The following is a 13,182-nucleotide window of genomic DNA, read 5'->3' as shown; positions in this document are numbered from 1 at the left end:
AGGGGTACGGGTTCGACAATGGACGAGATGACCGACGACGACCGGCGCACGCACAGTGGCGAGATCGGCCCCACAGAGCGGCTCGCCATGAATCGCACCGGCAGCTTCGACTGGGACCTCGACACGCGCACCATCGATGTCGACGAGGCCGGGCTGCTGGTGTTCGGGGTGGACCCGGACGGGTTCGACGGCCGGCCCGCCACGCTCGTCCGCGGCCTCGACCCGGAGGAGCGATTGCGGCTCGAGGCCGTGATCCGGCATGCCATCATCAGCGGTCAGACCTCGTACACGGCGCAGTTCCGCATCGGGCAGGACGACGGAACACCCCAGTGGACGCATGTGCAGGCACGTATTCTGCGGGCGCCGGACGGCATGGCCCAGCGGATCGTCGGGATCGTCCGGGACGCCTCCGCCGAGGTCGCCCACTCGGAGTTCGTGCTCGACCTGGAGAAGCGCCGCGAGGTCCAGACGAGCATCGTCGAACGGACCACGCACGCGCTGTCGCGTGCGGTGACCGTCGACGACGTGACGGCCGCCCTGACCGGACCCGGGGGGCTCGCGCGGCTGGGCGCGGACGGCCTCGCGCTCGGGCTGGTCGAGAACGGGTCGCTCAACGTCATCGCGCTCAGCGGCGAGTCGCTGGACGCCCTGAACGACTTCCGCACCCGGCGGCTCGACGGCGGCCTGCCGCTGGCCGAGGCGGTGCTGAGCGGGCGGCCCCGCTTCGTCTCCTCGTTCCCGTCGCTGGGCCGGGACTTCCCCGAACTCGCCCCGTACCTCCCCCGGCTGAAGTTCAAGGCCGCCTGCTACCTGCCGCTGGTCGCCCAGGCCCGCTCGCTCGGCGGGATGGCGCTGTTCTACCGGGGCCGTACGGCCTTCAGCGCCGACGAGCGCAACCTCGCCCTCGGGCTGGCCGCGATCGTCGCCCAGTCGCTGCAGCGCGCCATTCTCTTCGACGAGGAGCGGGAGCTGGCCACCGGACTGCAGGAGACCATGCTGCCCCGCCGGATCCCGGAGATCACCGGGGGCGAGATCGCGGTCCGGTACCACGCGGCCTGGAGCGGTCGTCAGGTCGGCGGCGACTGGTACGACGTGATCCCGCTGCCCCGCGGCCGGGTGGGGATCGTGGTGGGCGACGTCCAGGGCCACGACACCCACGCCGCGGCCATCATGGGGCAGCTGCGGATCGCGCTGCGGGCCTACGCGGGCGAGGGCCACGCCCCGTCCACGGTGCTCGCCCGGGCGTCCCGCTTCCTCGCCGAACTCGACACGAACCGCTTCGCCACCTGCACCTACGCCCAGGTCGACCTGGGCGGGGGCACGGTGCGCGCGGTGCGGGCCGGGCATCTGGGGCCGCTGATCCGGCACACGGACGGCCGCGTCGGGCGGCCCAAGCTGCGGGGCGGACTGCCGCTCGGCCTGGCGACGGTGTTCGGGGACGAGGAGTTCCCGGAGACCCGGCTCGACCTGGTGCCCGGGGAGACGCTGGTGCTCTACACGGACGGCCTGGTCGAGCAGCCCGGTACGGACATCGAGTCGGGTCTGGCGGTGCTGGCCGGCGCGATGAGCAGCGGACCGCCGCAGGCGGAGGCGCTGGCCGACCACCTCTCGGAACAGCTCTGGGAACGCTGGGGGGCCGGGGACGACGTGGCCCTGCTCGTCCTGCGCCGCAGCCCGGACCCGGGCACTCCGCGGGCGCCGCGCATCCACCAGTACATCCACCAGGCCGACCCGCAGGGGCTCTCGGACGCGCGGGCGGCGGTGGGACAGGCGCTGCGCGACTGGAGCATGGACGAACTGGCGGACGACGCCGAGCTGTTGACGGGTGAGCTGCTGGTGAACGTGCTGCTGCACACGGAGGGCGGCGCGGTACTGACCCTGGAGGTGCTGCCGGAGCCGGTGCGGCGGGTGCGACTCTCCGTGCAGGACCGTTCCAGCGCGTGGCCCCGCAGGCGGACACCGGGCGAGGCGGCGACCTCGGGGCGTGGCCTGCTGCTGCTCGACGCGCTGGCCTCGCGGTGGGGTGTGGAGCCCCGGGGCGAGGGCAAGGCGGTGTGGTGCGAGATCGGCCCGGTCCAGACGCCGGCGTCGGCGGTGCCGGGGAAGTCCGGGGGCTGATCACGGGCCGCGGGCCCCGCCCCGGACGCGGGTCCGGACGGGGCGGGCCGGCGGCGGGAGACGAGAGGTGTCGTGCGATGGATCCCGTGGCCGCGTTGGACCGGATCGCCTTCCTGCTGGAACGCTCCCAGGCCCCCACGTACCGGGTACGGGCCTTCCGTACGGCGTCCGCGGTCGTCGCGGCGATGGAGGACGGCGAGGCGGCCCGGCGCGCCGCCGCGGGGACGCTGGAGTCGGTCAAGGGCCTCGGACCGAAGACGGCGGCGGTGGTGCGGGAGGCCCTGGCCGGGGAGGTGCCCGCCTACCTCGCGCGGCTGGAGGAGGAGATCCCGGTCCCGGAGGCCGACGGCGGCGAGACGCTGCGGGCGCTGCTGCGCGGCGACTGCCATCTGCACTCCGACTGGTCGGACGGCGGCAGCACCATCGAGGACATGGGCCGCACCGCGGCCCGCATCGGGCACGAGTGGGCCGTCCTCACCGACCACTCGCCGCGTCTGACGGTGGCCCGCGGGCTGTCCCCGGAGCGGCTGCGCGAGCAATTGGACGTGGTGGAGCGGCTGAACGAGGAGTGGGCGCCGTTCCGGCTGCTCACGGGCATCGAGTGCGACATCCTGGACGACGGGTCGCTGGACCAGGAACCGGAGCTGCTGGAACGCCTGGACCTGGTCGTGGGTTCGGTCCACTCCAAGCTGCGGATGGACGCTCCCGCGATGACCCGGCGCATGGTGGAGGCCGTGCGCAATCCGCTGCTGGACGTCCTGGGGCACTGCACCGGACGCCTGGTCAGCGGCGGGCGGCTGCGGCCCGAGTCGGAGTTCGACGCGGCGCGGGTCTTCGCCGCGTGCGCGGAGTCGGGGACGGCGGTCGAGATCAACAGCCGTCCTGAGCGGCTGGATCCGCCGCGGCGGCTGCTGCGCCAGGCGGTGGAGGCGGGCGTCTGGTTCGCCGTCGACACGGACGCGCACGCGCCGGGGCAGCTGGAGTGGCAGATCTTCGGGTGCGCGCGGGCGGAGGAGTGCGGGGTGCCGCCCGAGCGGGTGATCAACACCTGGCCGGCGGAGCGGCTGCTGGCCTGGACGCGGGGAGAGTGACCGGCGCGCGGACGCCCGGGGAGTCACCGGGGGCGGCCGGTGCCGGATGCCCGGGGCCCGACCCGGGCATCCGGTGCCGGACACCCTGTCGGTCGTCGAGGGCTTCCGGCCGGACATCCCCCGTCGTCGGGGACCTCCGGCCGGACACCCCTCAGGCGCGCTGCCAGACGGTCGTCGCGTTGCAGAACTCGCGGATGCCGTGACCGGACAGCTCGCGGCCGTAGCCAGAGCGCTTCACTCCACCGAACGGGAGGGCGGGGTGCGAGGCGGTCATGCCGTTGACGAAGACCCCGCCGGCCTCCAGGTCGCGGACGAAGAAGGCGACGTCCTCGTCGTCCCGCGTCCAGACGTTCGAACTGAGGCCGAAGGGCGAGTCGTTGGCGACGGCGACGGCCTCCTCGATGTCGGTCACGGGGTAGAGCGTGGCGACCGGACCGAAGGTCTCCTCCTGGTGGATGCGCATCTCGGGCGTGATGCCGGTGAGCACCGTGGGCTCGTAGAACCAGCCGCGCTTGCGGTCCTCGGGGCGGGCCCCGCCGCACAGGACCGTGGCGCCCTTGGCCACGGCGTCGTCGACGAGTTCCTCCAGATCGGTGCGGCCCTGCTCGGTGGCGAGCGGGCCGACGTCGGTCGACTCCTCCAGCGGGTCGCCGACGGTGAGCGCGCTCATGGCGGCGGTGAACCGTTCGGCGAAGTGCTCGAACACGTCCCGGTGCACGATGAAGCGCTTCGCGGCGATGCAGGACTGGCCGTTGTTCTGCACGCGCGCGGTGACGGCGGTCTTGACGGCGCGCGTCAGGTCGGCGGAGGGCATCACGATGTACGGGTCGCTGCCACCGAGTTCCAGGACGGTCTTCTTGACCTCGTCGCCCGCGATGGCCGCGACCGAGCGCCCCGCCGGTTCGCTGCCGGTCAGCGTCGCGGCGGCGATCCGCCGGTCGCGCAGCACGGCCTCGACGGCGCCCGAGCCGATCAGGAGGGTCTGGAAGCAGCCCTCGGGGAAGCCGGCGCGGCGGAAGAGGTCCCCGAGGTAGAGGGCGGTCCGGGGGACGTTGGAGGCGTGCTTGAGCAGCCCGGTGTTGCCCGCCATCAGCGCGGGCGCCGCGAAGCGGACGACCTGCCAGAGCGGGAAGTTCCAGGGCATGACGGCGAGGACGGTGCCGAGGGGCCGGTAGTGGACCCGGGCCGCGTCGGCTCCGGTGTCCCGTACGTCGGACTCCGCGGGGTGCTCGTCGGCCAGCAGCCACGCGGCGTTCTCCGCGTACCAGCGCATCGCCTTGGCGCACTTGGCGGCCTCGGCGCGGGCCGCGGTGATCGGCTTGCCCATCTCGATGGTCATCGTGCGGGCGATGTCGTCGGTGTCCTCGTCGAGGAGGTCGGCGGCGCGGCGCATGAGACGGGCGCGTTCGGCGAAGGTCGTCGTGCGGTAGACGCGGAAGGTCTCGTGGGCGGCGGCGATGCGCCGCTCGACCTCCTCGGGCCCGTGGGCGTCGTAGGTGCGCAGTGTCTCGCCCGTCGCGGGATTCACGGTGGCGATGCCCATGTCTCGTCTCCTCCTGACGTCCACTCCAACGGAACCCTCCCGCGCCCCGGCCCCCGCCGCAATCGGAGGCGGTGCACGGGGGTGACGCGGCCGCGGCCGGCCCGTGCACCCCGGGGGTGCGTCTTCCAGAGGTCGCGCGGTCCGAAACGTGTCGGCGGTCCGGGCTTCTCCAGCCGCTTCCGGGCAGGGCCGTCGCGCAGGCGACCGGAGCGGGAGGGACCGGGCGGCGGCGTTCCGGTCAGGGCCGTCGCGCGGGTCCGCCGTCGGTGACCCAGAGCAGCGCGCCGGCGAGGTGTGCGCGGAAGACGGGGTCCCCGTACGCCTCAGGGGCGTGCCCGAGCGCCGTGAACAGGACGCGGCCCCGTCCCTCCTCCCGGCACCAGACCAGGGGGTGGTCCGCTCCGAGGGTGCCGCCGCGGTAGCTCGACTCGTCGGCCGTCGCCAGCACCCGCACGCCGCTCCCCCGGGGGTTGGCGGTGAAGTTGTACCACTCGTCGGTCCACGCCCAGCGGTCCGGCAGGCCGGCCGTCGCCGGGTGGTCGCCGTCCGCCACGCACACCACGCCCGGCTGGATCTCCGGATGGCCGTCGAAGCGGGTGCCGAGGAGCCGGCCGTAGAAGGGCCAGTCCGGCTCCGCGTTGGCCGCCGCGTGGACCGCGAGGAGTCCGCCGCCCCGTCGCACGTACGCCTCGAAGGCCGTACGGCCTTCGTCAGTCAGCACCGTGCCGGTGGTGGACAGGAGGACGACGGCCGCGCACCGGCGGAGCCGTTCGGGCGTGAAGTCCGCCGGATCCTCCGAGACCCGGGCCGCGAATCCCGCGGACTTCGCCAACTCGGTGAGGGCGGTCGCGCCGGCCGGGATCGAGTCGTGGCGGTAGCCGGTGGTGCGGGTGTAGACCAGGACGTCCCAGGCGGGTCCGGCGGGCACGGTGGGCACGGGTCGCACTCCAGTCAGTAAGCGCTTTCTCCGGGGACCGTAGCCGCCGGGATCCCCGCGCCGCAAGCGCCGTCCTCCCGCGGCCCGCGCCGCAGCGGCCGGGCGACCCCGACCGCCCACCGCGCCCCCGGTCGGGACGCCTCCCGGAATGCGTGAGGATCCATTGTCGTATCGGATACATCTCTGTATCTTTTGGCGCGCCGCGACACTCCCGTGCCCCCACGCACGCATCCCACCCTCCGAGGAGCCCGCATGAGCACCCTGCCGTCCGCACTCGCCGCCGCCGTGGGCCCGATGCCCGAGGGGGTCACGCTTCCGCTGCCGCCGGTCTTCGACACCGTCGAGGAGGAGCGGCAGTACCGCAAGGAACAACTGGCCGCCGGCTTCCGGCTGTTCGGCCGCCTCGGGTTCTCGGAGGGGGTCGCCGGGCACATCACGGTCCGCGACCCGGAGAACCCGGACGCCTTCTGGGTCAACCCGTTCGGGATGAGCTTCGGTCAGATCAAGGCGTCCGACCTGATCCTGGTCGACCACGAGGGCACGCTGCTCTCCGGCGACCGCCCCGTGAACCGTGCCGCGTTCGTCATCCACTCGCAGGTCCACGCGGCCCGCCCCGACGCGGTCGCCGCCGCGCACTCCCACTCGCTCCACGGCAAGGCCTTCTCCAGCCTCGGCGTTCCGCTCGACCCGATCACCCAGGACGCCTGCGCGTTCTTCGAGGACCACGGGATCTACGACGACTACCGGGGTGTGGTCAACGAGCTGGAGGAGGGCGAGCGGGTGGCGAAGGCGCTCGGCGGCCACAAGGCGGTCATCCTCAAGAACCACGGGCTGCTCACCGTCGGGCACTCGGTCGCCGAGGCCGTGTGGTGGTTCATCACGATGGAGCGGTCCTGCCAGGCCCAGCTCCTGGCCATGGCCGCCGGCACGCCGCAGCTCATCGACCGCGAGACGGCGCTGATCACCCGCGGGCAGGTCGGCACCCACCTGGCCGGCTGGTTCCAGGCGCGGCCCCTGTGGGATCAGATCACGGCGTCCGACCCGGATCTGTTCGACTGATCCCGGGCTCGTCCGGCTGCTCCCCGCCCGGCTCGGCCGTTCACGGGCCGGCCGGTCCGGTCCGGCCGGTCGCGGGCAGGTTCCCCCTCGGCGCCGCTCCGCGCGCCCCGCTCCGCGCCGACCGGGCGGGTCGACGCCTCCAGGAGCCCCGCGAGGAAGTCCCGTTCGAGCGCTCCCGGGGGCAGCTCCTCCGGTTCGACGTAGCTCTGGGCGAGGCCGCCCTCCCGCAGGGCGATCATCAGCCGGGCGAACCGGTCCGCGTCCACGGTCAGTTCGCGCCCCGCCCTGCGCAGCACGGTCGTCAGCCCGCGGGCGATCTCGGCTCGCAGTCGCGCGTCGTGGCGGGCCAGCACCCAGGCCGCCTGCGGGTCCCGGATCGCGTGCAGGGTGAACTCGGTGGTCACGAGGTACCAGTCCCGCTCGTCGGGCTCGACGCGCGAAGCCAGCTCCGCGAGCCGGTCCAGGGTGTACTCCTCCGCGGTCAGCGAGTCGACCGCCTCGGCGAGCCGGCGCACGGTCCGCTCGCTGTGCTCGTCGAAGAGGGCGAGGAAGAGTTCTTCCTTGCTGGCGAAGTTCGAGTAGTAGGCACCCCGGGTGTAACCCGCCCGTTCGCAGATCTGCTCGATCGAGGACGCGTGGAATCCGTGCTCGGCGAAGATCTCCAGCGCGGCCTTGAGCAGGGCCGCGCGGGTGCGGGGCCGGCGCCTGGTGACACCTCTCGGCACGGGGTCTCCCTCCTTCGTCCGGGGTCGGGCGCCCCACGATACCGGCGGCTCTCGCAGGCACGGATCGGTGCCGGAAGATAAAATTCACGCATGGGAGAGCGGCCTTTCGCGCCTGCCGCGCCCGAATTGGTCCTCGAGATCGACGGGGACGCGACCCTCATGAGCCCGGGTCACGTCTATCGCATCGGGCGCGACCCCACCAGTGACATCGTGCTCGCCGACGCCCGGACGTCCTGGCACCACGCGGTGCTGCACGTCGAGGGCGACCATTGGGCGCTGGAGGACGAACACAGTACGAACGGCACGTACGCGGACAGCCAGCGGGTCCGGGAGGACTACGCGGTGGGTCCGGGTTCGATCATCCGGTTCGGGCACCCCTGGGACGGCCCGTGCGCCGTCCTCTCACGTACGGCGCCGCCGCGGGAGCCCGATCCCCCCAAGCCCGCGCCCGCGCCCCCGCCGATGCCGGTCCCGGCGCCGCCGGCGCCCGCGCCGCCGCGTACACCGCCCCGGCCGTCGTCGGTGTCGCACCCGGGTGCCACGGGGACCTTCCGGCAGCCCACCTCCGTACGGCCGCTGCCCACCCGGACCGTGCGCATCGGGCGCGCGCCGGACAACGACCTGGTCGTGGACGACCTCGTGGTCTCGCGGCGGCACGCCGAGCTGCTGGCACAGGCCGACGGGACGTACTGGATCCACGACCTCGGCAGCCACAACGGCACCTACCTCAACGGCCGGCGCGTCGAACGCTCCCGGGTGACCCCGGACGACATCGTCGGCATCGGGCACTCGGCGTTCTGCCTGCTCGGGGACAAGCTCGTCGAGTTCACGGACACCGGCGAGGTCTCCCTCGACGTGCAGGATCTCGCCGTCACCGTGGACCACGGGAAGAAGACGCTGATGGAGGACGTCTCCTTCCCGGTCGGGCAGAAGTGCCTGCTCGCCGTCGTCGGGCCCTCCGGCGCCGGCAAGTCCACCCTGCTCGGCGCGCTCACCGGGCAGCGGCCCGCCGACCGCGGCACGGTCCTGTACGACGGCCGTGACCTCTACCAGGACTACGCCGAACTGCGACAGCGCATCGGGCTCGTACCGCAGGACGACATCCTGCACCTCCAGCTCACCGTACGGAGGGCGCTCGGGTACGCGGCCGAACTGCGCTTCCCGGAGGACACCGCGGCGACCGAACGCCGGGCCCGGGTCGACGAGGTGATCCGTGAGCTCGGCCTGGGCGAACGGGTCGACCAGCCCATCCACAGCCTCTCGGGCGGGCAGCGCAAGCGGGTCAGCGTGGCCCTGGAACTGCTCACCAAGCCCTCGCTCCTCTTCCTCGACGAGCCGACGTCCGGCCTCGACCCGGGCATGGACCGCTCGGTGATGCACATGCTCCGGGGGCTGGCCGACGACGGTCGTACCGTCATCGTCGTCACGCACAGCGTGCTGAGCCTGGACGTCTGCGACCGCCTGCTGGTGCTCGCGCCCGGTGGCCGGATCGCCTACTACGGACCGCCGGACGAGGCGCTGGGGTTCTTCGGCTTCGACGAGTGGCCGGAGGCCTTCGAGGCCTTCGAGAACGAGCGCGACCGGGACTGGGCGGGACAGTACCGTGCCTCCCGCTTCCACCGGCAGTACGTCGCGGACGCCATGGACCGGCCGGGTCTGCCCCCGTCGGGTCCGGCCGCGGTGCCGGAACCGGGGCCGCCGCCGAAGGCGCAGAGCTGGGGTTCCCAGCTCCGTACGCTCGTCAGGCGGTACGCGGCCGCGCTGGCCGCCGACCGGACCTTCCTGATCATCATGGTCGCCCTGCCGTTCGTCATGGGTGCGATGGCCCGCGCGTTGTCGGAGGGCAGCCTCAATCCCGAGTCGACGCTGAACGTGCTGCTCATCCTGTGCGTCGGCGGTGTGCTGACGGGTGCGGCAAACGCGGTACGCGAGCTGGTCAAGGAGCGCACGATCTACCGGCGCGAGAGAGCCGTCGGCCTGTCGCGTTCCGCGTATCTGATGTCCAAGATCGTCGTCCTGGGGACGATCACCGTCGTGCAGGCGGTGGTGCTGACCCTGGTCGCCCTGATCGGTGTGCCGCTGAACGTGCCGGACGGCAAGGGCGTGCTCTTCCCACCGCTGGTGGAGCTCACCCTCGCGGTCGCCCTGCTCGCCTTCACGGCGATGATGCTGGGGCTGTTCGTCTCGGCGCTGGTGCGCAAGGAGGAGGTGACCATGCCCCTGCTGGTCCTCCTCGCCATCGTCCAGGTGGTCTTCTGCGGCGCGCTGCTCACCGTGCGCGGGGCGCCCGTCCTGGAGCAGCTCGCCTGGCTGGTGCCGTCGCGATGGGCGTTCGCGGCGATGGGGGCGACCATCGACATCGGCGAGATCGCGCCGAGCGAGAAGACGACCGATCCACTGATGCACCACACCCTGGAGGCCTGGTTGTTCGACATGGGGATGCTGGTCGTCCTCTGTCTGGTGCTCGGATTCGTGGTCGCGCGGCTGCTGCGCCGACACGAGCCGGTGATCATGCGGAAGTAGCCCGGATCCCGCGGCCCGTCCGAGGCCGTCGTACGTCCCGCACAGCGAAGGCAGGCGGTCCATGGCTTTCCCCGTCACACCCCCCGTCCCCGAATACGTCCCCGACTTCCGGCCGACGCACGTCGTGCCGCGCGACGGGCTGCCCGCGTGGGAGGCCCCGGATCCCGGTCTGCCCACCGAACCCCTCGACGCCTTCCTGCCGGTGCAGCTCATGGAACGGGTCGGCGACTGGGGACGGATCCTGTGCTCCAACGGCTGGTCGGCGTGGGTCGACGCGCGGCTGCTGGTCGCGGTGCCCGTCGATCCGCCCGAGGCCCGCAAGCCGCTCGCCCGGACCGCGGACCCCCGGCAGCTGATCGCCCGGGCCGAGGAGTCCCTGGGCCGCTACCGGCGCGCGGCGGAGGAGCTGGCGGCGGGGCGCACGGACGGCGACGCCTTCCGGCGGCGCACCCGTGGGCTGCGGATCGGGATGGTCGTGGACGGCGAGGCGGTGTGGCTGTACGACGCCGAGCACGAACGCTGGGTGTTCTGCGACGGGACGGGGCTGACCACGTACGCGGCGTCGGTCGCCCCGTCGGCGGCGGCCGCCGTACCGGCCGAGGCGGCCGCGGGTGCGGCCGCGGCCGGGCACGAGCCCACGCAGGTGGTGGAGCGGTTCGACGAGGAGGGCGACCAGCCGCGGAGCGATCCGGCGGGCCCGCCGCCCACCCGGATCGTGGACCCCGGGAACCTGCCGGGTGAGCGCTGATGGCCGGGGCCACCCGGGGCGCGGATCTGCCGGCCGGCCGGGAGTCGGGGCTGGTGGGCAAGCAGATCGCGGGCTACCTCGTCCAGGGCGAGATCGGACGGGGCGGAATGGCGGTCGTGTACCGGGCGCGGGACCTGCGGCTGGACCGCACGGTCGCGCTGAAGCTGCTGGCGCCCGAACTCGCCCGCAACGACACCTTCCGCAAGCGTTTCGCGCACGAGTCGCGGGTGGCCGCGGCGATCGACCATCCGCACATCGTCCCCGTCTTCGAGGCCGGCGAGACGGAGGGCGTGCTGTACATCGCGATGCGGTACGTCGCCGGGCAGGACCTGCGGGCGCTGCTGGACCGCGAGGGCCCGCTGCCGCCGGCGACGGCGGGCCGGATCGCCGCCCAGGTGGCGTCCGCGCTGGACGCGGCGCACGCCCACGACCTGGTCCACCGGGACGTGAAGCCGGGCAACATCCTGGTCGCGGAGGGAACGGACCGGGATCATCCGGAACACGTGTACCTCACGGACTTCGGTCTGACGAAGAAGTCCCTGTCGCTGACCGGTCTGACGACGGTGGGCCAGTTCGTCGGCACGCTGGACTACGTGGCCCCGGAGCAGATCTCCGGCAAGCCGGTGGACGGCCGGTGCGACGTGTACAGCCTGGGCTGCGTGGTCTTCGAGACGCTGACGGGGTCGCCCCCGTTCCGCCGGGACGACGACATGGCGCTGCTCTGGGCGCACCAGTACGACCCGCCGCCACCCGTGTCGGCGGAGCGCCCGGGCCTGCCGGAGGCGGTCGACACGGTGCTGGGGAAGGCGCTGGCGAAGGTCCCGGAGGAGCGGTACGACACGTGCGTGGAGTTCGTCATGGAGCTGCGCGCGGCGCTGGAGCACGGCGCCCCCGGCCCGGCCCCCTCGGACACCTCGGGGCCCCGCCCCCCGAGCCCCCCGCCCGCGCCGCCGAAGTGGGCGCTGCCGGTGTTCCGGGAGGAGCCGTAGGGGGTCACCGCCATTGGTGGCGTCTGCGCGGGCCGTCCCGGCCATCGGCCCGGGCCCCGCCGGCCGCCGAGGGACGTCAGGACGTGCGGTCCGCGGGGCGGTCCGCATCGGCGTCCACTTCGCCGCGGTGGGCGCCGGTGGCGAGCAGGGCACCGAGGAAGCCGGCGACGGCACCCCACAGCAGGGCCAGACCGGCCGTCCTCCAGACGTGCGGGCGCAGGACGACCTCGCCGCCGAGGGAGTCGAGGTCGCCGATGCCGAGGATGGAGAGGCCGAAGCGTGCCTCGACGAGGGTGACCGGCATGACGACCAGCATGGTCAGGGCGAACGCGATCGCGAAGTGCACGGCGTGCTGCCAGAGCCGGAAGCGGGCCGGGGCGCGGACGGCGGCGACGAAGGCCGCGACGAGCACCAGGACGGCGGCGACCGGGAGGAGCCACCAGGCCCGCGAGTCGTACGAGGCGAGCGAGGAGAGGTCCACCGTGGACAGCTGTGAGGTGTCCGGGCCGCGCAGCACCGCGTCGAGGATGGGTGGCATGGGCAGCCCGAACGGGCCGTCGACCCGGCCCTCCCAGGAGCCGCCGATGCCGACGCCGAGGGCGATCCAGCTGACGTTGGGCAGGCCGAGCAGCAGGACGGCGAGGGTCTCCGACGCGTGGCCCTGGGTGGCCGCGACGACGACGCCGGTGCCGAGTCCGATGACCACGTACGTCAGGACGAGCAGCAGCATCGCGGAGGCCACGGGGCGGACCGGCTCCTGGTAGCGCAGGAGGCGCGGCGGGAGCGGGGTCCGGCGGGACACGAGCAGTGCGATGAGCAGGACGCCGAGGATCCACAGGAGGCCGAAGAGGAGGGTGGGGCCGAGGTCGGTGCGGAAGCCGACGGTCGGGTTCACCGCGTCGAGGAGCTCGCCGAAGATGTCGGGCAGGTCCCCCGTCGCGTCGCCGCCGCCGAGGGTGAGGGGGAAGTCGTGGGCGGCCAGCGCCGACAGTGCGGCGAGCCCGGCCAGCCAGAGCACGACGACGGCGACGACCCGGCCGAGGAGTTCGCCGGTGTGGGCGACGGCGTGGTGGCGCAGGGGGCGCAGGAAGCAGAAACCGGCGACGAGTGCGCCCACCAGGGTGACGGTGAGGGGCATCGCGGTGATCTCGGCGTTCGTCCCGGCGAGTGCGCCCGCGTCTCCGGAGAGTTCGACGTGCCCGCCGGCGGCCATGACGACCACCGCGGCGACGACGTTGATGAAGCCGCTGGGGAGGTCGGCGGCGCCGGCGGCCCAGAGGCCGAGGGCCGCGACGACGGCCATGGCGACGAAGCCGGCCAGTACGGCGGCCAGGGCTTCGCCCCATTGACGGGCGACGTGCCCCGCGCTGGTCGGGGGGCGGGACGTGGTGGGGACCTGACGGCTCACGCTGCCCACGCTAATGCCGGCGGGTGCCGTCCGCTTGCGGG

At 73.4% G+C, this 13,182-nt stretch carries 10 protein-coding genes; 6 read left to right on the top strand and 4 right to left on the bottom strand.

The window, feature by feature from the left end:
* Positions 1-27: 27 nt before the first annotated feature.
* Together ACE1OA_RS31660 and ACE1OA_RS31655 are read left to right on the top strand one after the other, a co-directional pair.
* Positions 28-2,118, top strand: a complete 2,091-nt coding sequence (locus ACE1OA_RS31660; RefSeq protein WP_356609321.1) for a SpoIIE family protein phosphatase — start codon at positions 28-30, stop codon at positions 2,116-2,118.
* Positions 2,119-2,195: 77 nt separating this feature from the next.
* The gene (locus ACE1OA_RS31655) at positions 2,196-3,209 is read left to right on the top strand and encodes a PHP domain-containing protein (RefSeq protein WP_356609319.1); all 1,014 of its coding nucleotides are present in this window, start codon (positions 2,196-2,198) and stop codon (positions 3,207-3,209) included.
* Between the two features lie 151 nt (positions 3,210-3,360).
* Here the strand turns inward: ACE1OA_RS31655 and ACE1OA_RS31650 are convergent, their stop codons facing one another.
* Positions 3,361-4,752 (bottom strand): NADP-dependent succinic semialdehyde dehydrogenase, encoded by a 1,392-nt coding sequence (locus ACE1OA_RS31650; RefSeq protein ID WP_356609318.1) that lies wholly within the window; start codon positions 4,750-4,752, stop codon positions 3,361-3,363.
* A gap of 238 nt (positions 4,753-4,990) precedes the next feature.
* Positions 4,991-5,689: a ThuA domain-containing protein gene (locus ACE1OA_RS31645; RefSeq protein ID WP_356609316.1), complete on the bottom strand. Its 699-nt coding sequence runs from the start codon at positions 5,687-5,689 to the stop codon at positions 4,991-4,993.
* A gap of 252 nt (positions 5,690-5,941) precedes the next feature.
* Between ACE1OA_RS31645 and ACE1OA_RS31640 the strand changes: the two genes are divergently transcribed.
* Positions 5,942-6,748 (top strand): class II aldolase/adducin family protein, encoded by an 807-nt coding sequence (locus ACE1OA_RS31640; protein ID WP_432753765.1) that lies wholly within the window; start codon positions 5,942-5,944, stop codon positions 6,746-6,748.
* On the opposite strand, the gene ACE1OA_RS31635 is transcribed toward ACE1OA_RS31640, so the two are convergent.
* Positions 6,712-7,473, bottom strand: a complete 762-nt coding sequence (locus ACE1OA_RS31635) for a TetR/AcrR family transcriptional regulator (RefSeq protein WP_432753764.1) — start codon at positions 7,471-7,473, stop codon at positions 6,712-6,714. The genes ACE1OA_RS31640 and ACE1OA_RS31635 overlap by 37 nt on opposite strands.
* 90 nt (positions 7,474-7,563) lie before the next feature.
* Here ACE1OA_RS31635 and ACE1OA_RS31630 point away from each other — a divergent pair, with 90 nt between their 5' ends.
* The 3 genes from ACE1OA_RS31630 to ACE1OA_RS31620 all read left to right on the top strand — a co-directional run bounded on the left by ACE1OA_RS31630 (position 7,564) and on the right by ACE1OA_RS31620 (position 11,733).
* The gene (locus ACE1OA_RS31630; protein WP_386545725.1) at positions 7,564-9,996 is read left to right on the top strand and encodes an FHA domain-containing protein; all 2,433 of its coding nucleotides are present in this window, start codon (positions 7,564-7,566) and stop codon (positions 9,994-9,996) included.
* 61 nt (positions 9,997-10,057) lie between these two features.
* Positions 10,058-10,744, top strand: coding sequence for a hypothetical protein (locus ACE1OA_RS31625; protein WP_432753763.1), 687 nt, complete (start codon positions 10,058-10,060; stop codon positions 10,742-10,744).
* A complete protein-coding gene (locus tag ACE1OA_RS31620) occupies positions 10,744-11,733 on the top strand; it encodes a serine/threonine-protein kinase (protein ID WP_356609306.1) in 990 nt (329 codons plus the stop codon). The genes ACE1OA_RS31625 and ACE1OA_RS31620 overlap by 1 nt, the downstream gene beginning before the upstream one ends.
* Before the next feature lie 76 nt (positions 11,734-11,809).
* Here ACE1OA_RS31620 and ACE1OA_RS31615 read toward each other — a convergent pair whose 3' ends face one another.
* On the bottom strand, positions 11,810-13,141 hold the full coding sequence (locus tag ACE1OA_RS31615; protein ID WP_432753762.1) for a streptophobe family protein: 1,332 nt from the start codon (positions 13,139-13,141) through the stop codon (positions 11,810-11,812).
* Positions 13,142-13,182: the final 41 nt, after the last annotated feature.

The sequence above is a fragment of the Streptomyces sp. JL2001 genome, assembly GCF_050917515.1.
Lineage (GTDB): Bacteria > Actinomycetota > Actinomycetes > Streptomycetales > Streptomycetaceae > Streptomyces.
The sequence above is the reverse complement of the archived record's forward strand: the minus strand, read 5'-3'. Positions and strand labels throughout refer to the sequence as shown.